General features: G+C 32.4%; 21 protein-coding genes. 7 read left to right on the forward strand and 14 right to left on the reverse strand.

The genetic code is table 11. The features are described from left to right. Positions 1-79 precede the first annotated feature (79 nt). Positions 80-1309: an ammonium transporter gene (locus tag LQ598_RS08045; protein ID WP_016912570.1), complete on the forward strand. Its 1230-nt coding sequence runs from the start codon at positions 80-82 to the stop codon at positions 1307-1309. 110 nt (positions 1310-1419) lie between these two features. On the opposite strand, the gene LQ598_RS08050 is transcribed toward LQ598_RS08045, so the two are convergent. Next, entirely contained in the window at positions 1420-2724 is a 1305-nt protein-coding gene (locus tag LQ598_RS08050) for a Na+/H+ antiporter NhaC family protein (protein ID WP_016912571.1), read from the reverse strand. Positions 2725-2844: 120 nt separating this feature from the next. Next, the gene (locus LQ598_RS08055) at positions 2845-5916 is read right to left on the reverse strand and encodes a YhgE/Pip domain-containing protein (RefSeq protein ID WP_107557309.1); all 3072 of its coding nucleotides are present in this window, start codon (positions 5914-5916) and stop codon (positions 2845-2847) included. A 259-nt stretch (positions 5917-6175) separates the two neighbouring features. Here LQ598_RS08055 and LQ598_RS08060 point away from each other — a divergent pair, with 259 nt between their 5' ends. Then, complete coding sequence (locus LQ598_RS08060) at positions 6176-6844, forward strand: hypothetical protein (RefSeq protein ID WP_107557310.1); 669 nt, start codon at positions 6176-6178, stop codon at positions 6842-6844. 516 nt (positions 6845-7360) lie between these two features. On the opposite strand, the gene LQ598_RS08065 is transcribed toward LQ598_RS08060, so the two are convergent. Further along, on the reverse strand, positions 7361-8200 hold the full coding sequence (locus tag LQ598_RS08065; RefSeq protein ID WP_016912946.1) for a helix-turn-helix domain-containing protein: 840 nt from the start codon (positions 8198-8200) through the stop codon (positions 7361-7363). A 212-nt stretch (positions 8201-8412) separates the two neighbouring features. Beyond that, positions 8413-9960 carry a M4 family metallopeptidase gene (locus LQ598_RS08070; protein ID WP_107537396.1) on the reverse strand — a complete coding sequence of 516 codons (1548 nt, stop codon included), beginning with the start codon at positions 9958-9960 and terminating at the stop codon, positions 8413-8415. A gap of 208 nt (positions 9961-10168) precedes the next feature. Here LQ598_RS08070 and iadA point away from each other — a divergent pair, with 208 nt between their 5' ends. Then, complete coding sequence (iadA, locus tag LQ598_RS08075; RefSeq protein ID WP_107537395.1) at positions 10169-11314, forward strand: beta-aspartyl-peptidase; 1146 nt, start codon at positions 10169-10171, stop codon at positions 11312-11314. A gap of 89 nt (positions 11315-11403) precedes the next feature. Here iadA and LQ598_RS08080 read toward each other — a convergent pair whose 3' ends face one another. Continuing rightward, a complete protein-coding gene (locus tag LQ598_RS08080; RefSeq protein ID WP_016912943.1) occupies positions 11404-11775 on the reverse strand; it encodes a winged helix-turn-helix transcriptional regulator in 372 nt (123 codons plus the stop codon). A gap of 118 nt (positions 11776-11893) precedes the next feature. Here LQ598_RS08080 and LQ598_RS08085 point away from each other — a divergent pair, with 118 nt between their 5' ends. Further along, a complete protein-coding gene (locus LQ598_RS08085; RefSeq protein ID WP_107537288.1) occupies positions 11894-13087 on the forward strand; it encodes an MFS transporter in 1194 nt (397 codons plus the stop codon). A gap of 582 nt (positions 13088-13669) precedes the next feature. On the opposite strand, the gene LQ598_RS08090 is transcribed toward LQ598_RS08085, so the two are convergent. Beyond that, positions 13670-14386 carry a tyrosine-protein phosphatase gene (locus LQ598_RS08090; protein ID WP_016913110.1) on the reverse strand — a complete coding sequence of 239 codons (717 nt, stop codon included), beginning with the start codon at positions 14384-14386 and terminating at the stop codon, positions 13670-13672. A 197-nt stretch (positions 14387-14583) separates the two neighbouring features. On the opposite strand from LQ598_RS08090, the gene LQ598_RS08095 reads away from it, so the two are divergent. Together LQ598_RS08095 and LQ598_RS08100 are read left to right on the forward strand one after the other, a co-directional pair. Continuing rightward, a complete protein-coding gene (locus tag LQ598_RS08095) occupies positions 14584-15186 on the forward strand; it encodes a nitroreductase family protein (protein ID WP_103322649.1) in 603 nt (200 codons plus the stop codon). 84 nt (positions 15187-15270) lie between these two features. After that, the gene (locus tag LQ598_RS08100; protein WP_107557311.1) at positions 15271-15453 is read left to right on the forward strand and encodes a hypothetical protein; all 183 of its coding nucleotides are present in this window, start codon (positions 15271-15273) and stop codon (positions 15451-15453) included. Here LQ598_RS08100 and LQ598_RS08105 read toward each other — a convergent pair. The 8 genes from LQ598_RS08105 to LQ598_RS08140 form a co-directional block, all read right to left on the reverse strand. Next, positions 15450-16016, reverse strand: a complete 567-nt coding sequence (locus LQ598_RS08105) for a GNAT family N-acetyltransferase (protein WP_016913113.1) — start codon at positions 16014-16016, stop codon at positions 15450-15452. The genes LQ598_RS08100 and LQ598_RS08105 overlap by 4 nt on opposite strands. A gap of 14 nt (positions 16017-16030) precedes the next feature. After that, entirely contained in the window at positions 16031-16900 is an 870-nt protein-coding gene (locus tag LQ598_RS08110; RefSeq protein WP_107537286.1) for an ROK family protein, read from the reverse strand. An 87-nt stretch (positions 16901-16987) separates the two neighbouring features. Beyond that, complete coding sequence (corA, locus tag LQ598_RS08115; protein WP_016913115.1) at positions 16988-17932, reverse strand: magnesium/cobalt transporter CorA; 945 nt, start codon at positions 17930-17932, stop codon at positions 16988-16990. A gap of 87 nt (positions 17933-18019) precedes the next feature. Beyond that, positions 18020-18862 carry a formyltetrahydrofolate deformylase gene (gene purU, locus LQ598_RS08120; RefSeq protein ID WP_016913066.1) on the reverse strand — a complete coding sequence of 281 codons (843 nt, stop codon included), beginning with the start codon at positions 18860-18862 and terminating at the stop codon, positions 18020-18022. Between the two features lie 114 nt (positions 18863-18976). Further along, on the reverse strand, positions 18977-19843 hold the full coding sequence (locus tag LQ598_RS08125; RefSeq protein WP_107537149.1) for an SDR family NAD(P)-dependent oxidoreductase: 867 nt from the start codon (positions 19841-19843) through the stop codon (positions 18977-18979). Between the two features lie 64 nt (positions 19844-19907). Next, positions 19908-20222, reverse strand: a complete 315-nt coding sequence (locus tag LQ598_RS08130; RefSeq protein ID WP_016913064.1) for a PTS sugar transporter subunit IIA — start codon at positions 20220-20222, stop codon at positions 19908-19910. A gap of 9 nt (positions 20223-20231) precedes the next feature. Beyond that, the gene (locus LQ598_RS08135; protein WP_239745414.1) at positions 20232-20534 is read right to left on the reverse strand and encodes a PTS sugar transporter subunit IIB; all 303 of its coding nucleotides are present in this window, start codon (positions 20532-20534) and stop codon (positions 20232-20234) included. Further along, entirely contained in the window at positions 20535-21632 is a 1098-nt protein-coding gene (locus LQ598_RS08140; RefSeq protein WP_107537150.1) for a DUF871 domain-containing protein, read from the reverse strand. Positions 21633-21745: 113 nt separating this feature from the next. Between LQ598_RS08140 and LQ598_RS08145 the strand changes: the two genes are divergently transcribed. Beyond that, the gene (locus LQ598_RS08145; RefSeq protein ID WP_107537151.1) at positions 21746-23044 is read left to right on the forward strand and encodes a PTS sugar transporter subunit IIC; all 1299 of its coding nucleotides are present in this window, start codon (positions 21746-21748) and stop codon (positions 23042-23044) included. The last annotated feature ends 131 nt before the right edge of the window (positions 23045-23175 follow it).

The raw sequence follows: 23175 nt of genomic DNA on the forward strand, positions 1-23175 counted from the left end.
AGTGTAAATTTACCTGACTCATATTTCTTATTTCTTATTTTATATTTTATACTTTAAAAAAATAAGGAGTTGAGGGAAGATGAGTCAGACAGATACACTTTTATTATTTGGTTGTACGTTATTAGTTTGGTTAATGACACCAGGATTAGCGCTATTTTATGGCGGATTAGTTCAATCTAAAAATGTGTTAAATACATCTATGCACAGCATTTCAGCAATTGTAGTTGTAACATTCACTTGGGTTTTAGTTGGATTTTCACTGAGTTTTGGCGGAAACAACTTATTTATAGGTGATTTTTCTCACGCGTTATTAAATGGCGTTGGTTTTACACCGAACGGTCAGTTTAGTGAAACAATCCCATTTGCACTGTTTATGCTTTTTCAATTAACATTTTGTACAATTGCAGTATCCATTCTCACAGGGTCAGTCGCAGAAAGAATGAAATTCGGGCCATTTTTAATTTTTATGGGATTATGGGTAATATTCGTATACAGTCCAGTAGCGCACTGGGTATGGGGCGGAGGTTGGATACACAAACTAGGTGCGATAGATTTTGCAGGTGGCACAGTCGTACATATTTCCTCAGGTGTATCTGGACTCGTACTTGCCCTACTACTCGGATCAAGAAAGCCTATTAACAAAAAACCACCGCATAATTTAGTGATCACTTTAATCGGCGGTATTCTCGTTTGGTTTGGATGGTTTGGCTTTAATACAGGATCAGCATTAACATTCGATTCAATTGCCATGTTGGCATTTGTAAATACCATTTTAGCATCATGTGCTGGTATCGCAGGTTGGACTATATTCGAATATTACCAAAAGAAAAAAGTTACTTTAATCGGTACTTTATCAGGCATGTTAGCTGGCCTTGTCACGATCACACCAGCAGCAGGTTTCGTTGGATACGGAAGTTCGATGATACTCGGTATGTTAGGTGGATTCGTATGTTACTACGTTATAACTCATTTAAAAGTATTGCTTAATTATGACGATGCACTTGATGCATTTGGTTTACATGGATTTGGAGGCGTCGTTGGTGCAATCGGTACAGGCTTCTTCCAAAATTCAAACGTCAATTCAAGTATCTCTGATGGCGTATTTTTCGGTGGTGGATTTATGCCAGTTTTAGTACAAATTATAGCCGTAGTTGTAACAATCGCATTCAGCGGTATTATGACTTACATCATAGCTAAAGGCATCAGCATCTTTACAACATTAAGAACTGATGAAAAATCAGAATTAGCAGGTTTAGATACAGTATTCCATGGAGAAACTGCATATGGATATGAACTAGAAGGAAAATAATTTTGTGAAGTGCTTGCCTGTGGTATGGACTTTATAAAATTAAAAATATAAAAATCACCCAATCCGAAAATATATACAACGGATTGGGTGATTTATTTTGAGAAAAGGCGTTATGTCTTAAGCCCTTTTTTATTTCTAGGATATCCTATCAATATCGATACAATGCCACATATGCCTAATAAGTAAGGATAAAATGAATATGGTAACAACGATACTGTTGAAATACCCGCTACACTAGTGGCAGCTAATACTTGAGCACCATATGGAATAATACCTTGAATCGTACTAGCAAATATATCTAGAATACTTGCAGACTTTCTTCGATCAATTTGGTAATCTTCTGCTATTTCTTTAGCTAAAGGACCAGTTGTAATAATGGAAATTGTATTATTAGCTGTTGCTAAATTCGTTACACTGACTAAACTTGCTATTCCAAATTCTGCGCCTCGTTTAGATTTCACTTTACTTGTAACAACGTTTAATAACCATTTTATACCTCCATGGTATTCAATCAGACCAATCATACCGCCGATTAAAAGTGCGATCATTGAAATATCTTGCATACTAATTAAACCATCAGATATTGCTTTAAGATTATCACCTAAAGTAAATGAGCCATCAGATAGACCAATTAAACTTGCAACGATTACACCTAGCACTAAAACCATGAGGACATTCATTCCACATAGTGCGCTAATTAATACAAATAAATATGGAATAACTTTGATTAAACTATAACTACCTTGAGCGGCATCTGTCATACCAGAATCTTTAGTCATGAACCATAAAATAACGACTGTTAAAATGGCGCCTGGTAATACAATTAAGAAGTTCATCTTAAATTTGTCGCTCATTTTTGTTTTTTGAGTTCGTACTGCAGCAATTGTAGTGTCTGAAATCATAGACAAGTTATCACCAAACATCGCGCCGCCTACAACTGTTGCAATTGTTAACGCTAATGATATATCAGTTGCTTCAGATATACCCACTCCGACAGGGGCTAGTGCAGCTACAGTCCCCATAGAAGTTCCCATAGCTACAGATATAAAAGCACCTACAATAAATAATCCAGCTAATAAAAACTGTCCTGGTATTAATGATAATCCTAAGTTAACAGTTGAACTCACTGCACCCATACTTTTAGCTGTTTCACTAAAAGCACCCGCCATTAAGAATACAAATACCATTAACAATATATTAGGATGTGCAGCGCCTTTAGTAAAAATGTCTAACTTTTTAGCTAAAGGCGTCTTTGGATACATGGCACAAGCAAATACAGCAGCAATAAGTATCGCAACATTTAAAGGCACGAAATTAAAATCATGCATGATTAATCCTGCACCAATAAACAGCACTACAAATATAATTAACGGTAGCAATGCTATGAAAGACCCTTTTTTATCTATTTGTTCCATTATTTTCTCCTTATTTATATCTTGAATACTTTAAAAGGTTACAAGACAATATTGTTCTCGTCAAATATAAAATTTACTAAAAGTATTCTTTATTGATACAAATAGGATGAAATTCGCTCATTACTCCATTAAATAACTATCTTCTGCACGTTTGATTGTCTTGTTTTTCCATGGATCAAGTTTAGGTTTAACAATAAATCCTATAGTAAATATGACAACACCAAACAATACTAAAAACATTAAATTATAAATTAATATTTCTGGCACTACGCCTCCTACCGCTTCTCGTAATGCATCTACAGCATAAGTAAACGGTAAAAATGGATGAATCGCTTGGAAGAACTTCGGCGTAACTTGTATTGGGAATGTTCCCCCGCCTCCAGCAATTTGTAAAACCATCATGACCATCGCAAGCGCTTTGCCGACATTACCGAATAATGAAACAAGTGTATAAACAATACTGATAAACACGATAGACACAAGAACAGATAGTAGTACAAATAACCATCTATTATCTATATCAGCACCTAATATAAATATATTCCCTAAAGATACTATGATTGACTGTACAACACCTATAATTATAAATATGAAGCTCTTTCCGACAAAAATTTCTCTTAAAGAATATTTATGTTTAATTTTAGGATTTTTAATATCAGTTGTTAATAAATTAGATAATAGTAATGCACCAACCCACATTGCCAAAGATGTATAGAATGGCGTACTTGCTGTTCCATAGTTAGAAACACTGAACAATGCTTCTTCTTTTAGTTCTATAGGATGCGCTATAATATCTGCTTGTTTTTTCAAATCATTTTTCAATAACTTAATCAGGTCATGAACAGTATCATCTTCATCTATTTCTCTCGCTTTATTCGCTGCTTTTTTAATATCTTTTTCAATACTTGGTAAATCATTTCTAGCAAATTCTGCTAAATCATGAATTTCTTTTTGAGCTTCTGGTAGATTTCCATCTATCAATTGTACAGCTCTATCATATTTATCAATCATTGCAGGTAAATCTTCATTTGAAAATTGTGCTATATTTGCTATTTCAGACTGAACATTTGGCAGTTCGTTTTCAACATAATTTGCACCTTTACCTACTTGTTCTTTGAATGCAGGGAAGTTAGTTTGTGCAACTTCATTAATATTATTAAATTTCCTTTCAAGTTCTGGCAATTCGTTGTTAATACTCACTAATAAATCATGTCCATTTTGCAATGAACTTTTCCCATTTTGAATAACATCTTCAATCATATTCATGGAATTTCTTATCGTAGATATGTCGTCTATACCTTTAATTAACGCTGAGTCTATTTGATCAACACCTTGCATTAAAGTGGATTTAAAGTCATTGCTACTATATTTAATTAAATGATCTAAAGATACTAAATTAGAATCTATAAGTTTATCCAATGACAATACTTGTTCTTTTCCAGACTGTCCATTGCTTAAAGCGTTCATAAGGCTATCTTGACCATCAATTACATTTTGTAAATCTTTATTCGCAGATTCAAATTGTGAAATGGCTGTTGACGTATCCATTCCTTCAGATTTTTGTAATTCACTTAATATATTAATCATCGAATGATTAAATTCTACACCTTGTTTTAAGCGAGATTGATTGTTTTTCACTGTATCTGTCAGCTGTTCGCTATCTTGACTTAGCAATATACTTTGATTAATGGCTTTCATACTATCTAAATCTTTTTTATTCATTGTAGCTTGTTCATTGCTATAGTCAGCTAAAGCTGTTAAAGACTCACTAAGTGCAGATTTCATATCTTGAATATCTTGATCATTTAACACTTCTTTAGACTTGTCCTGATTTTCAGCGTTATCTTCCTCATATGCTTGTTGAGTTGTGACGATGTTGTCTTTATTAAACGCTGTTGATGCTGTTTCATCTTCTGAAGTCTCTGATTCTTGTTCATTATTTTCTTGTTCATCAGAATTTTGAGTGTCATTTTTATTTTCTTCAGATTGCTCTTCAGTTTGTTCCTTAGGTTGTTCATCAGATTGCTCTTCAGTTTTGTTTGCAGATTTATTCTCTTCGTTTTTATTTTGCTCAGTATTAGCATCTTCTTCAAACTGATTAGAGTCCTCTTTACTGTTTTTATCTTTTGAAGTTTCTTTATTTTTCTCTTCTGCTTTAAGCTTGTCATTCGCTTTCTCAGTTTTTTGTTGGGCTTTCTTTGCATCAGCTTCATATTTGTCCAATTTATTATTTAATTTAGGCAAATATTGTTCGGCTTGATTTAAAGCTACTAATGCTTTTTCAGTTGCTTCAATACCTTGAGGTACGCCTTTGTTAATTTTCGGAAATTGTTCTTGAACTTTTGAAACTTTTGATAATGCACTTTCAATTTCAGGCATTTTAGAATTGAGTGTCGTAATTAACTGTGCAGCTTGGTTAATTTCACCCATCTTACCGTTTACTTCGTTAATTTTTTCTACACCGTTATTAATATCACCTTTGTAGTTACCTAATGATTCAAATTCATTTTTATAATGATCGATATCACCTTGATGTTCATCTATTTCTATAACTTTTTCTTTAAATTCTTCTATTTCAGGAAGATTATCTTCTGCTGTAAAAATCGCATTTTTGATTTTACTCATAGTTGGTAATTCATTTTCAATATCTAATCCGACTTGATTTGCTTCTTTTAATAAGGCTTGTGTCGCATTCTCCCCGAACTCTTTATTTAATGAATCTACAATTGATGATGCACCAGCATTCGTCATTTTCGGAGCAATCGCATTTGATTTTTCATTTACTTTATAATCGATTACTGCTTTTTTAGGTTTCTTATGGTAAATACTTGTAACTTCTTCAGAAAAAGTTTTATGTAAATAAATAGAAGCATAATAATCACCTTTTTCCACACCATCATCAGCTTTTTTACGATTGACGAAATCCCAACCAAATTTATCATTGTCTTTTAGCTGTTTGACGAGTTGATTACCTACATTAATATTTTTACCATCTAATTTTGCACCCTCATCTTCGTTAACGACTGCAATTTTAATCCCTTCCGTATTATTATATGGATCCCATGTCGAACTCAAATTAAACCATGCGTAAAATGAAGGTAAGATTGATAATCCTAACAACAATATAATGACAAATGGCACGCGTTTAATATTTTTAATATCTTCTCTAAAAATTTCAAAAGGTTTCTTCAAAATAACCACTCCTAACCAATTAGTACACGACATGTACTATAATTATCAATACCGTCATCATAACCTATGTTCAAAATCAATTCAATACCCTTTTACTATATCAGTATATTTATATAAGGTATTTATAACCTTGAATAGCATGATATAGGTATATCAGTATAATTAATTGAGCATATTTTATGTCCTGTTATGATTAAACAATAAATTTTAGGTAATATAACGTATAATAAGAATAAAGAAGATATTAAGGAGTTATATTATGATTATTAGTAATACAATAAATGATTTTTTTAATAACTTTCATTTAAATGAGCTGTCACTTAAAACATATTACGAAAAATATCGATCTGAATTGCAACATGCAGAACAAGATATGCAATATCTTAACGACAACTTATCGACGACCCTTTCTAAATTAGAAACAGATACTGCCAAAATTCTAAAAATAAATACAAAGTTAGTACATATTGTTTTTGATGTAAGGTTGCAATTTTTAAAACAATACGATGCTTACTTAAAGCCTGATATTTTCTTTTTAATCGGTGCATACAAACAAGATGCGATGATTAAAACCGAAGAAATACCTCATGTATATTTTTTCATCGAGTCATTATGCCAGCACTATGATGATTTATATGACACAATTGCCTATCATTTCACAAAGTTATTTTTAAGCCATTTAATGCAATTAAACGCTACAAATGAATCTGCCATAACATATATTAACGCCGATGTTTCACTATTAGAAGAAGCGGTCACTTTACATATTTTGAAAAGTTTAAACCTTACATATCCGTATACAACAACTCACGATTTTCAACTGATCCAAAACTTAGAAACAAAATTAAGTGAGCAATTTCAAACAGAATCACTTATCAAATTATTCATAGAAAATGATCATCTTGAAACACTGGAAAAATATTCATAAAAAACATACTAAAATTAGTAGTGAAGTCTAGGACATAAATGTCTTAGCTTAATGTCGATAGCCATTTAGCTCAAGAAATTTATTTACTGTAGATCTTTTCACCAAAATCGCACGATATCTTCCAAGTCTTCGTGCGTTTTACCCAGATTTTACCAGAATCGCACGATATCTTCTGAGTCTTCGTGCGTTTTATCCAGATTTTACCAAAATCGCACGATATCTTCTAAGTCTTCGTGCGTTTTATCCATATTTTACTAAAAACGCACGATATCTTTTGAGTCTTCGTGCGTTTTACCATGATTTCACTTAGATTATTCTCCACGATTTTGTAAAGTGCTGACGCCCGGGGGAATAGTATGAGTGAGAGACTACAGGCTCGAACCATACCCTAGGCAAGCATGCACTTTCAAAATCGTAAAATTTTAAAATATAAAAAGATCTCTTCATTAGGCTTAACTAATGAAGAGATCTTTTATTTTAAGTTAGGATTTATGTCCCAACCTCGTTTGATTTTGGTTATAACAATTTCATCAAGTCTCTCAATAATATTGTAATGTTATATTTTTTAGACTGTTCACTTAAATAAAGCGCTACTTCTAATTGTTTTTTATCACTGTCGTTATTTATGTTCATTTCTATGCGTGAATTCACAATATTATATACTAATTCGCTATATAGCATATATTGATTTGATTTAATCGTAATATCTAATGCAGTTTGTGCATATGCTAAACATCTGTCATATGCTTTTTCACTAGAATAAATATTAGATAATGTATATAACAATTTAATTTGATAATTGTCCTCAACATTCAATCGTTTAGCAATGTCTAAGCCTTGCTCTAAAGATGATTTAGCTTTCTCATTTTCATTTTGTCTATAATAGAATATCGCTCTTGTATTACAGATCGATACTTGTAATTTCACATACATATTACTATTAATTAATTGATATGCTTCTTCAATCAACTGAAGTGAATGTTCAATTTCATCATGTTTATAATATGCGATAATTGATCTTACCCACTTAGAAGCTGCAATTTCATCAGTAGATCCATTTGATAAATAATTACCATCGATAATCGGTATTAATGCATCATAATCACGATCTTCTAATAATCTTTCTATTACTTTTAATTTTTGTTCTAATTGTGTATCTAATTCATCACCTATATATAAGAAATCCATACTACAGTTCAGTCGTCTAGAAATATTAAAAAGCAGTTGTGATCCTGGTTGTAACTCGTTCTTTTCAATTTTAGATATTTGACTTTGTGTAGCGATTCCTTTGGCTAACCCTTGTTGAGAAAGCTTTAAATCCATTCTCCTTTGTTTAACACGTTCTCCTAATTTCATATATAACGCTCCCCAAATTCTTTTATCGAATTAACATGTTTATAAACCTATACATGCATATCATAAGGTATAGTAAGTGTGCATATAATTATCCCGTCAATCATATGTTTCCAGCACTTACGTATACACTTATACTTGTAATAGATTTATTAATCTTCATGTTATAATCCTCTTCTTTATTTTAATGCTCAATGTGTGAAAATACAATTATTTTATCCGGAAACGCCGACTGAATTCCATGCATTTACAACTTCTTGTTCTTCAGTTGAGTTTGCGCCATAAATATCTGATGCTGCTTGTTTTAATGCAAATTTCGCATCTAAGAATGAAGCGTTAGAACTTAAGTATTGTGTAAGTGCTCTATAATAAATCGCTTCTGATTTTTCCTTACCAATTTTAGAAATAGTTAAGTATGCAGCTTTATTTGGTATACCACTATTAATATGCACACCACCGTAGTCTCCTTGTTCAGTGTTTGGTAAGTCTTGGTAAGCATTCATGTGAGCAGGTTGGTTATACTGTTCAGGGTTTGAAAGACTTCTTAAGCCGTCTCCATCTTTACCTGGTGTATAAACATCCTCACCCATTAACCAATCATCTGGATCTACAAAGTAACCAAATACATCTGACATTGACTCATTTAATGCACCAGGTTGATTTTCATAAACAAGGTTGGCACTATGCTCAGTAACAGCGTGTGTTAATTCATGCGCAACAACGTCATCTGCTGCAGATAATGACGTGAATGTTTGACCATCTCCATCACCATAAACCATATACTGCCCATTCCAAAAAGCATTATTATAATTTTTATCATAATGAACAATGGAGTTTATTTCCGCTCCGTTACCATCATAGCTATCTCTTTGATGTGTATTTAAATAATAATCATATGTTTTAGCTGCATTAAAATGTGCATCTACACCGGCTGCTTGGTTCTTATCATTAAATATCGTATCACTATCAGTCATTAAAGTTGCATTGGATGTGCCATTTTTAGCATCATACGTATGGATTGTGCCGGTATGTGTTTCATCTTGTAATCCATAGCCGTTACTGACCTCTGTTAAATTTAATGGTTTCTTAGTATCTCCATTAACACCTACGCCACTTCCAGCTATATGTTCTATTTTATTCTTCTTGCTTAATACTTTTCCAGTTTCTGCATCAATTTTAATTTCCCAACGTGCAGGTTCTGGATCTAAGTATATGATTTCGACATTATAAACGAGTTTTTTCTTTTCAGCATTGATGACTAGTTCTTCTTGATTAATAACATTTTGACCAGCAATATTTTTTACTTCATTTTGATTTTTACCAATGCTTTCAAAAGCTTTATTAATAGCATCATCTTTAGATAAACTTTGTTTATTTGTATATGTAACCGTTTCTGTATTTACATCACCATTAACGAGTTCTAGCTCTTTATTGTTGTTAGTATGTATTTTAACTTCTTTATCTTCAACAACGATATTATCAACTTTAGGTTTTAATGTGTAATGTGTATATCCTAAATTATCTTTAAACTCATTTGTAACTTCAAATTGTTTATAACTCTCTTTAATATTCGGATTTCCTGGTAATTGGCTTAACACTTCTTGCGCTTCCGTTTTTGAACTAACTTCTTGTTTAGGTAATGCTTTTAATTCTTTTTGATCTAATGGACTACTTTCTTTAGCACTCGCGACATTTGATAAACTTAACGATAGCACGACTACTGAAGCAAATCCTGCTGTTAAAACCTTTTTTGTATTGTACATAAACTCCACCCCTATATATATTTTTCGAATAAGTACAATTTAATTATATATACTAAAAGAGGTAAAGTCACGATAAAAAGTGTAATTTTATATTACATTTATATTACATATCAAATATCGCACTTTATTAAATAAGTTCACTACATTTTGCTTTCATACTCAAATTAATTTAGAATATGAAACAACGATGCTTTACAGGAGGGGAATTATGTTTACGATTATAAAAAACGGCGAAGTATTTTCACCAAAAAATATCGGCCAACAATCCATACTCATTCAAGGTAAAAAAATCATCAAAATAGGTGATATCGATATCGAACTATTAAAACAACTTGATCCCAATTTAAATATTATCGACGCTGAAGGACATTTAGTTATTCCTGGAATTATAGACCCACATATACATTTACTTGGGGGTGGCGGAGAAGCAGGTTACATAACGCGTACACCTGAAGTTAATTTATCTGAACTTATTAAAAGTGGCATAACAAGTGTTGTTGGTTTAATCGGGACAGATGGATTATCACGAACATTAACGAATCTATACTCTAAAGCTAAAGCACTGGAAGCAGAAGGCATCTCTACATATATGTATACTGGAAACTATCATCTCCCTGTTACAACTATTACAGGTTCAATTAAAGGAGACTTATTATTAATCGATAAAGTAATAGGCACAGGAGAAATAGCGATTAATGATTTCAGATCATCCATTCCAAATACAGAAGAACTTGCTAAGGTTATAGCCGAGACTACTGTCGGAGGAATGTTAGGTGCTAAAGCAGGTGTTACCCACTTCCATATTGGAACTGGTAAACATAAATTAAAACAAATTCACGACCTACTTGAAAATTACGATGTTAAACCAAATAAAATCTACGTGACACATTTTGATAAAGGATTTGATTTACTTGATGAAGGAATCAAGCTAAGTAAAAAAGGCGTATATGTTGATTTAACTGCAGATGTCAATACAGTAGAATGTGTAGAATACTATCAATCTCATAATGGAGATATTGGCAGACTTACAGTATCTTCAGACGGTCACGGAAGTCTACCTAAATTTGGTAAGAAAAATAAACTCGTAGGATATGACGTCGCCAAATGTAGCACGTTAACAAACCAACTATTTAATTTATTAGCTCAATATAAAAATTGGGAAGACATCATACCATTGTTTACTTCTAATGTTGCAAAAGTATTAACATTGCACCATAAAGGACGTATAGTAGAAAATTATGATGCAGATATTTTAGTAATAGATACAAATAAATACGAAATTAAAGATGTCATGGCTAAAGGGAAAATAATGTTAGCTGATTATAAAGTCATTAGAAAAGGTATGTTTGAATAAAATTAAAATACCAATTTATCATATATAGACAGAGCGTAAATTCTTCGAAAAATAAGAATTTACGCTCTTTTTAATATCATTATAAAATCTTAAGCTTGATCGATAAATTCTACTGAATCTAACTCTATTAATTCTCCGTCTTCTTTTCTTTTTTTAATATGAAACTCTCCCCATTTACATAGGTGTTCTAATAAATCATTTAAAGAACTACCATATTCAGATATTTCATATTCTACTTTTGGTGGTACTTGTTGATAGACGATGCGATTAATAATGCCATCTTTCTCTAGTTCTCTTAATTGTTGTGTTAGCATTTTTTGTGTTATATGCGGAATAGCTTTTTTAAGCTCAGATGTTCTCATTGTTCCGTGTTTTAAATGACATAATATAACGGGTTTCCACTTACCTCCAATTACGTCTATTGTCGCTTCTACACCGATATTATATTCTGTTACTTCCATGTGATTTCCTCCTTAAGGTACTTTTCGGTACCTATATGACTTTAAAGTGCGTACTTCCTATTTGTTTACTTACGTCTTAAAATAACACATATCTTAGAACAAAGGAAGGAACTTAAAAATGAAGAATAAATTTTCGAATCAACTTGCTCTTATCTCACTCGCTATATCTGCTTTTGCTATAGGTTCTACTGAATTCATCAGTGTTGGCCTATTACCTTTAATAAAAGACGCTTTTGACGTCACAATACCTCTAGCAGGATTAACTGTATCTTTATATGCTATTGGAGTTACTGTAGGTGCGCCTATTTTAACGCCTTTAACGAATAATATGAAAAGAAAAAAAGTGCTCATACTTATCATGATTGTTTTTATAATCGCTAATGTATGTGCAGGAATGGCTACATCATTTACTTTATTATTAGCAATGAGAGTTCTCAGCGCTTTCTCTCATGGTGTGTTTATGTCGATTGCTACAACTATTGCAGCAGATTTAGTACCGCCACATAAACGTTCTAGTGCAATTGCGCTTATGTTCACAGGTTTAACAGTCGCTACAATAACTGGTGTCCCATTCGGTACATGGGTCGGCCAACATTACGGATATGAAATGTCATTTTATACAATTGCTATTATTGGACTCATCAGTTTAATCGCAAATATATCATTTGTCCCTAAAAATTTAACTGAATACACACAAGCACCTATCAAAAAACAACTTGCAGTATTTAAGAACAAACCACTTATGACTATTTATTTAATAACTGCACTAGGCTACGGTGGGACTTTTGTAGTCTACACATATTTAACTGAAATTCTCACTCATATTTTAGGTTATGAAACGAACAGTATCGTGCTCATTTTAATTTTATATGGAGTTATGGTTGCGATTGGTAATACTTTAGGGGGTAAATTAACGAATCATGCGCCTACTAAAGCATTAACCATTATTTTCTTACTACAAGCTTTTACACTATTGCTTGTAGGTTTCACACTTCACTTTCATGCTGTTGGATTAGTAAGTATTTTATTAATGGGACTGTTTGCTTTTATGAACGTACCTGGTCTACAACTCATCGTCGTATTATTTGCAGAGAGAAATAGTAAAGAAACAGTCAATTTTGCATCTAGTTTAAACATATCTGCATTTAATGTTGGTATTACACTAGGCTCAGTTATCGGCGGATTTATATTAAATCATTTATCTTTATCTTTCACACCTTACTTTGCATTCATAATGGTTATGATGGCGAGTATATTAATGTTTGTCGTCAATAAAAATGAAACAACTGAATCGCTTCAAACAACTTGTTAATCAATAAAGAAGTTGGGATTTTTATGAAATCTACGATTTTGTTCGTGCATGCTTGCCTGTGCTTGCTTTATGAATATGGCTCGAGCCTGTAGTCTCTCGCTCATACTATTCCCCCGGGCGTCAGCACTTCACAAAATCGTGGAGGATAGTCATTTCTATAATATTTTTTCGTTTGTTCTTTTAAGTATATGCTGTATGTTGCAAGACTGACTAAACAAGCAACATAGAACGCCTGAATGTTGCAAGACTGACTAAACAAGCAACATAGAACGCCTGAATGTTGCAAGACTGACTAAACAAGCAACATAGAACGTCTGTATGTTGCAAGACTGGCTAAACAAGCAACATAGAACACCTGTATGTTGCAAGACTTACCAAACAAGCAACATAGAACGTCTGTATGTTGCAAGACTGACCAAACAAGCAACATAGAAGCTCCGAATGTTGCAAGACTGACTAAACAAGCAACATTCAGACCCCGACGTCATCCAATTATAAAAAGATGAGACATAAATTCCAGCTCAAAATAAAAAACAACTCATTTCACTGATTTATTCAGCTAGAAATGAGTTGTTATTTTTATTAAATATTTTCGTTATTTAGCACTTTTCGAGCATTTTCTTTTAATTGATTTACTTTATCGATTCCTTTAGTACGTTCAATATAATCATATGCCTCTTTTATATGAAAATTTCTATTTGAAGTGTTATGTGCATCACTTCCCACAATATGAATAGCGTCTTGATCTAATAAATAATCAGCAATTCTTTTAGCGTCTTCACCATATTTATCGACTAAAGAACCTGCCGTTACTTGGCAAAGTGCACCTCTTTCGATTAAATCAAATAAAATTTGAGGATTATCTTGTATAGGAATAATACGTTCTGGATGGGCTAACAAAGGACGATAACCTGCATCGAACAATTGGTCAAATGTTTTATTCGCAAAGTCTGGTACTGAAAAGAATGGAAATTCAATTAATACATATCTTGATCCTTCAGTAATAGGTAACAATTCTCCTGATTTCAATCCAGCTAACTCATTACCAAACATATGAATTTCCTGGCTAGGATACACTTTTATATCAATTCCATTGTCATTTAGTATCGCTTGTACTTCTTCTGTTCTTGCTGTGACGATATCTGCACTATTTTTAAAACGATGTTTGATATAGTGAGGTGTTGCAACTAAATCAGTTATTCCTATTTTTTCAGCTTCACGTGCTAACTCAAGCATACTTTCAGCATCTAATGGACCATCATCTAATCCATATAATAAATGATTGTGAATATCTATCATGTGCACCGCTCCTTTAGTCAATAAACTATCATACAACAATAAAAAAATCTCTTATTACTTATATTGTAACAAATATACCTTTATAAATTATATTAAAATGACTCCCTTATTTATTTTTTGCAAATAAGCAGAAAATTTGTATTTATCACTTTTTTATATGAACATAATAATATCGAAGTATAAGGAGTGGGAAAATAATGGAATTAACGAAAGTGTTAGAGAATAGACGCTCGGTAAAATCTTATGAGCAATATCATTTAGATAGAGAAACCATTTATAATTTATTAGACAAGGCTGCACTATCACCATCAGCTTGGAACTTACAACAGTGGAAAGTAATTGTTGTAGATACTGATGAATCTAAAGAAAAATTATATCATGCAGCTAATAAACAAATTAAAATAAAAGAAGCTAGCGCAACATTTATCATCTTAGGAGATTTGAATGCACATGAAACAATTGGAGATGTAGCTGATGACTGGATTGAACATGAACATATCCCAGCTGAAAAAAGAGAAGGTTTAATTGAAACTGTTAATCGTTTCTTTGAAAGTGAGACAAACAAGCGAGATGAAGCTGTACGCGGTGCATCTTTATTTGCGATGAGTTTAATGTTAGTGAGTGAAGATGCTGGATATGCAACTTGTCCTATGATTGGTTTTGACAAACAATCTGTAATAGACGCTTTTAATATTGAAGACAACTTCATACCAGCAATGCTCATGACAATTGGTAAAGGTGAAATGACTAATGAAAGAGCATCTCGATTGCCCGCTTCATCATTTGCAAAATTTGAATAATGAATGTTCTAATTTTGTAATAATATTATAATACGTCTCATAAAAAAAGTATTATAATTGAAGTAACAAAGTGAGGTGTTTAAGATGAACAAACGTTATCAGAAAGTTCTAGTACTTTACTTAATATCGACGTTAGTACCCTATACGTTATTCAACAAGAATAAAGATATCTCTTTAACAAAGTCATGGTTACCTTGCTCTTTAGTAGGTTATGGCATATTCTCATATGGATTAAAAGTACTCACTAAAATGAAAAAAGCAGCTTAATGAGCTGCTTTTTTCATTTCTTCATATTCAGTGTTAGTCATCACATATATTGCGTCGTCTACTATTTTTTCTTTATGAATTCTATTTTTAGGCATGACACCTATTTTTTTCATACCTAATCGTTTCATAACTTGTCCTGATTTAGGGTTAATAGTGCTATGTAAAGCTTTTACTTGGTTTAATTTTAATTTATCAAAAGCTAAGTGTAATAACTGTAATCCCGCTTCTGTCATATAACCTTTACCAGCATAATTTAAATTAAGCACATAACCTATTTCTCCTCTTTTATGTGCAGGCTCAATTCTTAAATCAATTGTACCTATTAATTTATTTTCCTCTTTTAAAACTATTCCATATTTACCAAGTGGTGCTTTTAAATAATAATTTGCGATGACTTCTTTTGTTTCTTCTGTTGATAAATGTGTTGGATACACATGAGAAGTATTTTCTATATTCGACGCATATTCATAAAGTGATGCTGTATCGTTTAAACTCACTGGCCTCAATATAAGTCTTTCTGTTTCCATTGTTTGGTGTTCACCTAATATCACGAACAAATCCATACGATACACCTACTTTATTCTTTAATTTCATTTTGCGCTAAAGCTAAACAACCTATTATACCTTGATCATCATTCAAACTTGGCTTAACAATATACTTTTCTGCTGGTGGTAATGCAATATAGTTGTTATTTAGCGCCTCAAATTGTGCATGTACTTTTTGCAATAAATGCGTTTGATGCATGACGCCTCCTCCGAATATAATTTTTTCAGGAGATAACATGAGCGCTGTATTCAATGCAGCTTGAGCGATATAGTAAGCAACAATATTCCAATCGTTTGAATCTTCTTTAATATCTTTTGCAGATATTCCTGCTCTTTTTTCAATAGCTGGACCAGATGCTAAGCCTTCTAAACAAGTAGCATGAAACGGGCAATTACCTGCAAAATCATGATCATCTTCATGTATTTTCACAGACATATGTCCCATTTCTGGATGACTCAACCCTTGCACAAATTTACCGCCTACCATAGCACCACCACCGATACCGGTACCAATTGTATAATACACAGCTGAATTAACATCTTTAGCTATACCTTTTTTGAACTCACCGTATAATGATGTGTTTACATCTGTCGTAAAAGCAACAGGAACATCAAATACCTTTTTAATTGTCCCTACAAAATCATAATTTTTCCATGCTGTTTTAGGTGTGGAAGTTATAAAACCATATGTATCTGATTCTTTATTAATATCTATTGGACCAAATGAACCAATTCCAATACTAGCGATATCATGCTTTTTAAAGAACTCTATAACTTTCGGCATTGTTTCAGATGGTACAGTCGTTGGAATAGAAACACGCTCTATAACAGAAAGACTGTCATCCCCTACTGCACATACAAATTTTGTTCCGCCCGCTTCAATCGCTCCAAGAAGTTTCAATGACCCCACTCACTTTCTAAGTTTATATTTATGTTACATATTACCTATTAAACGTCAGAACATCAACATAGATTCTTGCAATGATCTTTAAAACCATTTTTTCTTTTTAAAAACGGCTAACATAATCAACGCAATTACAGCCATAATAATAAGCACAATATAATAACCATCATGCCAATTAAGCTCAGGCATGTTCTTAAAGTTCATACCATATATCCCTGCAATCAAAGTTAAAGGCATAAATACGACTGAATATATCGTTAAAATTTTCATAATATTATTCATTTTAAAAGAGTTAAGAGAAATATAATTATCTCTTATATCGCTCGTCATCTCTCGAGAAGAATCAACCATTTCCATTTGCTTTATAAGATGATCGTTAATATGCGTAATATATAACAACTGTTGTTCATTTAGATGTAGCACTTTACCTTCTCTCATGCGATAGACTAAATCTTTCATCGGCTGAACCGTTCTTTTAATAATTAACAACTCTTGTCTTAAATCGAAAGTATCATCAATTAAAGATTTTGTTGAAATATCTACATTATGACGATCTTCAAAGTTAAATACTTTATCTTCAATATCATAAATAAATGGAAAATAATTATCCACTATTTCATCTAGAAGATTTAACAAAATATCTTTAGGTTCATTTATATGAATTGTATGATAGAACAATTTTCTTCTAATTGCATCAATCTCTTCAAATTGTACTTTATGATATGTAACAATAAAACCATCACCGATAAATATGTCCACTTCTTCTGATTCAAGTGTTTTTAAATCTAAAGCATGGAAGACGATAAATTGATAATCATCATACTGTTTAAATTTCGGCCGTTGTAGAACAAGCGTCGCATCTTCAATTGATAATGGATGAAAATCAAAATAATCAACTAATACTTCAGACTCTGCTTTAGTAGGTTCATTTAAATCCACCCAAACCCATTTCTTGTCTTCTGTTATATCATTCGGTGATGTTGTTTCTTTAAGTTCATCGTTTAAATTGACATAATAAGTTTTAATCATTGTTTTCACACCAAATTTCATTGTATTTTATACATATTATACAACTAAAAAAGCAGTGAGCAAATATACTCACTGCTAAACAATCATTTATGTAAAGACGACTGTTTTATTTCCATTTACAATCACTTTATGTTCACAATGCCACTGTACAGCTCTCGCTAGTACGTGAGATTCCACATGTCTACCAGTATGTTTCATATCTTGTGCTGAGTGTCTGTGATTAACTCTTACAACATCTTGTTCAATAATTGGACCTGCATCTAAGTCCTCAGTAACATAATGACTCGTTGCCCCAATTAATTTCACACCTCTTGTATAAGCCTGTTTATACGGATTTGCACCTATAAATGACGGCAAGAATGAATGGTGAATATTAATGATTTTCAGATGATGTCTTTCAACAAAGACTTCTGATAAAATTTGCATGTATTTCGCTAGTACGAGTAAATCTACATCATAGCTTTCACATATTCTCGTAATTTCATCTTCGCTTTCACGTTTCGTTTCTTTAGTCACTTTTACATGATGAAACGGTATCCCCAAATCTTCAACGAATTTACGGTTATTTTCATGATTGCTTATCACACAGCTTATCTCAATCGGAAATTCCTGACGATTTGCACGTAAAATAATTTCACTTAACGCATGATCTTCTTTAGAAACAAGAAGCGCAGTTTTCACTTTTTCTTCTGCATCAAATATTTGGAAGTTGATATTTTTCGTCGTTAATTCTTTTTCTAAAAGTGATTTCACTTCATCATTCTTATCAAATTCAATACGAAGATATAAATGATTTTCATTCTCTTGTACATCTGTATAATGATCTAAATGAAATATATTTGAATTCGTGTCTTTTATAATTGTTGATATTAGTGATGTAATCCCGATTTCATCTTTACAATCAGCTAATAAAATATAATGCTTGCTCATGCATCTCATCCCTTTATTAATATTGGAAATATTCTTACAATACTAACTATTATAAAATTTAATTTAAAAGAAAACAATAAATTGAGTAACCTATATTAAATGTAAACGTATTCATTATTTATCTGTACTTAAATACATAAATTGATCTAACTGCAATGCTTCCAATGTTTCACGAATCAATCTTTTACGGTCATAATAATTCATGCCTTGGTTCTCCAATTCCGTTACTTTACCTTCATATACATATGCTCCATTAAATAAAGTCTTATCTTTAGTCACTTTAATTGTAGACATCGCACCTTCTTTAGGAGATACAAACATGGAATCAAATATTTTATAAATAAAGTCTCCAAATTTTTGGTTATATTTAGTTTTTCCTAAGTTTGTAGAGACTGCTCCAGGATGTACAGCAGTCACATTCAATCCACAATGATGAAACTGCTCATACAACTCTTGCATGAAATATAAAGTTGCGAGCTTGGATCTACTGTAAGATTTTATTGGATTAAACCTTAATGGGTAATTAAAGTTATGATGACCAATATGAGCATATTTATACGCACCAGAAGAGACAATAATAATTTGTTTATCACGACTTCTCATAATTGACTCGAATAACATATGCGTTAATAAAAAGTGACCTAAATAATTTGTACCAAACATTAGTTCATAACCGTCTATCGTTTTTTGTCTCGTTATTGAAACAACACCTGCATTATTAATTAAACAATCAATATGTGGATAATGATCTAATACTTGTGTAGCGGCTTTCATGACGTTTGCTAAATCTGACAAGTCACACTTTATGACTTCTACCTGTATATTTTTATGCTCTTCTATTAATAGCGTCTTCAAATGCTCGCCTTTTTCTATATTTCTGCACAACAAGATAATAATGTCATAGTCATTTGCCAATTCTATAACTGTTGATCTACCTATACCTGATGTTGGACCAGTGATTGCTAGAATTCTATTCGACATTGTATATACTCCTTTTATTTATTCTATTTCTTTTACCCTGAAATATATATTCTAACTATGACAATTATTTTTTTACGTAATTTTGATGCACATAGATTAATTCTTTCGCCATTTCTTTAATGACTTCTGTGGAAATAAGTTGATCTTCTGCATGCATCAGTAAGAGATTTAGTGGTATTGCTTCTCCACTAGCTTCTGCTTGAATTAAATCTTTATGCACTTTATGACCATCAACTAAAAATTGATTACCTTCAACAATTAAATCTTCAGATTCTTTAAAGTTACCATCTTTAGCTTCTTTAATAGCTTGCATATAAGTACTCTTAGCCATACCTACATGCGTTATAATTTGAAAAGCTATTTGTTCATATTTCTCCATATTATCACCTTATTCCATTAAGCTTTCAGCATGTTTCAACACACTTTCTCCATCCATCATGCCATACTGTTGCATATCTATAACATCTACTGGAACTTTACCGTTCGCGACTTTTTCTACTTGTGCTTTTTGAAATCTCACTTGTGGCCCAAGTAAAATAACATTTACATCATCAATCTTAGTTTCTGCTTCGGATAAAGCTAAAGCCTCAATCTCATAGGCTTTTCCTTCTTTATCTGCTGTTTCTTGCATCTTCTTAACTAACATACTTGTCGACATACCTGCTGAACAAACTAATAGTATTTTTTTCATTTACACCATCTCCTGAATATTAAATTTAAAGAACGCCCACGGTTTTAAATAATTGAGTAATTGCAAATCATGAGGCGCGATTCTACCAATTACATTAACTTGTCCAGTGTTAATCATAGGCTTCAAAGCAATTTGTAATTCTCCTTTATATTGTCCGTATGCTTCATTATCAATCAATATATCTCCTCTTTTAATTGCAATCGTATGATGAACTGGAAATGATTCTGATTTATATTTCACTCTACTTTGAGTAGAACGAATCATATAATCACTAACATCACCTCTATAAAAATGCGCTTCTTCAGTTACTATTTTTCTTTCTAAATCTGTAATATCATCAAATAATTTTGCATCAAATGTGATTGGTTCATCTTTTAAATTGCTAACCATTTTTAATTCTTCTCTTGAAGGGTAACAATTACTAATAATCACATCGTCAATGAGACCTGTCACCCATAAATATTGAGCTTGTGTAGAAATCGGCAAGCCCCTATGTTCTTCTAATGTTGGTAAGCCTTCTGTAATTGGCCAAGGTCCGAATTCAGCGATCTCACTTGAAACAAATGCTGCAGTTCTGAGACCATACTTTTTAAATTTTTGGCTACCTTCTAGAAAGAATGATTCACTGATTCCTGCATATCGATGAGGATAAAAATTATGACACCCTACTAAGCATGCGCGATTAGGTTCAAAATCCATCACGTTATCTAAGTAGTGATTCATCACACTCATATTCAACTCAATCATAATGCCATAAGGATTGTACGTCATATCGCTTGTCTCTTTAGCCCCAACGCCTTCATCAAGTCTAATCCCATCAACACCTAACTCATTAAAAAAAGTTAAATCAGTAGGTTCAATATCTAGTACTTTAAATGTTCTTGGTGCTACATCAATAAATATTTCAAAGTTTAAATTTTTAGCATATTGTATCGTTTTTTCAATAGTAGGTAATAAAGTCGATTTATTCTCCTCTGTTAATTGCAATAAATTCGTAAAAACTCTAGAAAATCCATACTCATGCGCTATTTCAAGGTATTGTATATCTTCAGCTTCATTAGATTTTCCTGGATACAAAGATATTCCTAAGCGTCTCATCATTATCACTTCCATTCGTTATATAATAATTTTTTTATTATTTTGAATATTTTATCTATTTAGTTTATACTATAACAAAATCGAAACGCTTACAAACGAAGGGGGACTTTTTCGTGAATAACTTTGCTACTTGGATGGAAAGTAAACTGTCAGGTCCAATGACAAAGCTTTCCAATCAACGTCATTTACTTGCTATCCGTGACGGGGTCATTTCAGCACTCCCATTCATCATTTTCGGTTCATTCTTTTTAATATTTGCAACGCCTCCACTTCCAGAATCGTGGGCGATCACTCAGTGGGCAACAGCACATGCAGAACAAATTTTAATTCCTTATAGAATGACAATGTTCATCATGAGTTTATACATTGTCTTCGGCATAGGTTATAATCTCGCAAAGTCATATGATTTAGATCCATTGTCAGCAGCACAATTATCTACAGCAGCTTTCTTATTAACGATATCTCCGACAATGGATAAAGATTTAGGTTTCGTCTTACCTATGACTAACTTAGGCGGCCATGGTTTATTCGTCGCGATGTTCGTTGCTATTTTTTCTGTCGAAACATATAGATTGTGTAAAAATAAAAACATCACTATTAAGATGCCACCTCAAGTACCACCGTCCGTTAGTCGCTCGTTTGAATCTTTAATTCCTGTAGTCTTTGTACTCGGTGCAATGAGTATTATTACAGTTGCATTCCAACTCGATTTACATATGCTTGTAGATAAAATTGTAGGTCCACTCGTCTTTGCAGGTGACACATTACCAGGTGTATTAGTACCTGTATTCTTAACAACATTTTTTTGGTCATTTGGTATTCATGGTATGTCAATTGTTGGTACGATTGAACGTCCATTATGGGAAGTTTATTTAGCTAAAAATGCAGAAGCACATGCAGCTGGAGAACCTTTACCCCATATAGCACCTGAGACATTCTTCCAGTGGTTCGTGTGGATTGGAGGAGCCGGAGCAACATTAGGACTGGTCATCTGTATATTATTATTTGCAAAATCTCAGTTCTTGAAGAAATTCGGCAAAGCCGTAGCAATTCCATCTTTATTTAATATAAATGAACCGGTCATTTTCGGTTTACCAATCGTATTAAACCCAATTATGGTTATACCATTTATAATCATACCAATCGTATTAACAATCATTACCTATATCGCAACATGGCTTGGGCTCGTCAATGCAACAAGCGTAATGGCGCCATGGACACTACCAGCTCCAATCGGTGCATATTTAGCAACAGGAGGCGATTGGCGTGCCATTATTCTTGTCTTGTTTAATATAGCTGTGTCTGTCATTATTTATTTCCCATTCTTTAAAATGTATGACCGGAAAATGGTTTTAGAAGAGAGTGGAGAATCTAAAGAAGAAATTGAAAAAGACATGAAAGAAGGAAACTAAATAATACTTACGTTCATTTATAAAACCCCATCTGTTGGACTGAACTGCACCCTGTCAAGTAGACAACTAAATAATAAAAATGTATTTTTGGTCGAATTCATAGCTATGCTATAGATTCGGCCATTTTTAAT

The sequence above is a fragment of the Mammaliicoccus sp. F-M27 genome (assembly GCF_022387115.1).
Taxonomy (GTDB): Bacteria; Bacillota; Bacilli; order Staphylococcales; family Staphylococcaceae; genus Mammaliicoccus; species Mammaliicoccus vitulinus.

Excerpts from the sequence above, each read along its gene's own strand:
- iadA (WP_107537395.1), top strand. The coding sequence starts at position 10,169 with ATGTTTACGATTATAAAAAACGGCGAAGTATTTTCACCAAAAAATATC.
- LQ598_RS08065 (WP_016912946.1), bottom strand. The coding sequence starts at position 8,200 with ATGAAATTAGGAGAACGTGTTAAACAAAGGAGAATGGATTTAAAGCTT.
- LQ598_RS08085 (WP_107537288.1), top strand. The coding sequence starts at position 11,894 with ATGAAGAATAAATTTTCGAATCAACTTGCTCTTATCTCACTCGCTATA.
- LQ598_RS08140 (WP_107537150.1), bottom strand. The coding sequence starts at position 21,632 with ATGAGACGCTTAGGAATATCTTTGTATCCAGGAAAATCTAATGAAGCT.
- LQ598_RS08105 (WP_016913113.1), bottom strand. The coding sequence starts at position 16,016 with ATGGATTTGTTCGTGATATTAGGTGAACACCAAACAATGGAAACAGAA.
- LQ598_RS08130 (WP_016913064.1), bottom strand. The coding sequence starts at position 20,222 with ATGGAGAAATATGAACAAATAGCTTTTCAAATTATAACGCATGTAGGT.
- LQ598_RS08045 (WP_016912570.1), top strand. The coding sequence starts at position 80 with ATGAGTCAGACAGATACACTTTTATTATTTGGTTGTACGTTATTAGTT.
- LQ598_RS08135 (WP_239745414.1), bottom strand. The coding sequence starts at position 20,534 with ATGAAAAAAATACTATTAGTTTGTTCAGCAGGTATGTCGACAAGTATG.
- LQ598_RS08070 (WP_107537396.1), bottom strand. The coding sequence starts at position 9,960 with ATGTACAATACAAAAAAGGTTTTAACAGCAGGATTTGCTTCAGTAGTC.
- LQ598_RS08100 (WP_107557311.1), top strand. The coding sequence starts at position 15,271 with ATGAACAAACGTTATCAGAAAGTTCTAGTACTTTACTTAATATCGACG.
- corA (WP_016913115.1), bottom strand. The coding sequence starts at position 17,932 with ATGATTAAAACTTATTATGTCAATTTAAACGATGAACTTAAAGAAACA.
- purU (WP_016913066.1), bottom strand. The coding sequence starts at position 18,862 with ATGAGCAAGCATTATATTTTATTAGCTGATTGTAAAGATGAAATCGGG.
- LQ598_RS08125 (WP_107537149.1), bottom strand. The coding sequence starts at position 19,843 with ATGTCGAATAGAATTCTAGCAATCACTGGTCCAACATCAGGTATAGGT.
- LQ598_RS08095 (WP_103322649.1), top strand. The coding sequence starts at position 14,584 with ATGGAATTAACGAAAGTGTTAGAGAATAGACGCTCGGTAAAATCTTAT.
- LQ598_RS08060 (WP_107557310.1), top strand. The coding sequence starts at position 6,176 with ATGATTATTAGTAATACAATAAATGATTTTTTTAATAACTTTCATTTA.
- LQ598_RS08090 (WP_016913110.1), bottom strand. The coding sequence starts at position 14,386 with ATGATAGATATTCACAATCATTTATTATATGGATTAGATGATGGTCCA.
- LQ598_RS08080 (WP_016912943.1), bottom strand. The coding sequence starts at position 11,775 with ATGGAAGTAACAGAATATAATATCGGTGTAGAAGCGACAATAGACGTA.
- LQ598_RS08050 (WP_016912571.1), bottom strand. The coding sequence starts at position 2,724 with ATGGAACAAATAGATAAAAAAGGGTCTTTCATAGCATTGCTACCGTTA.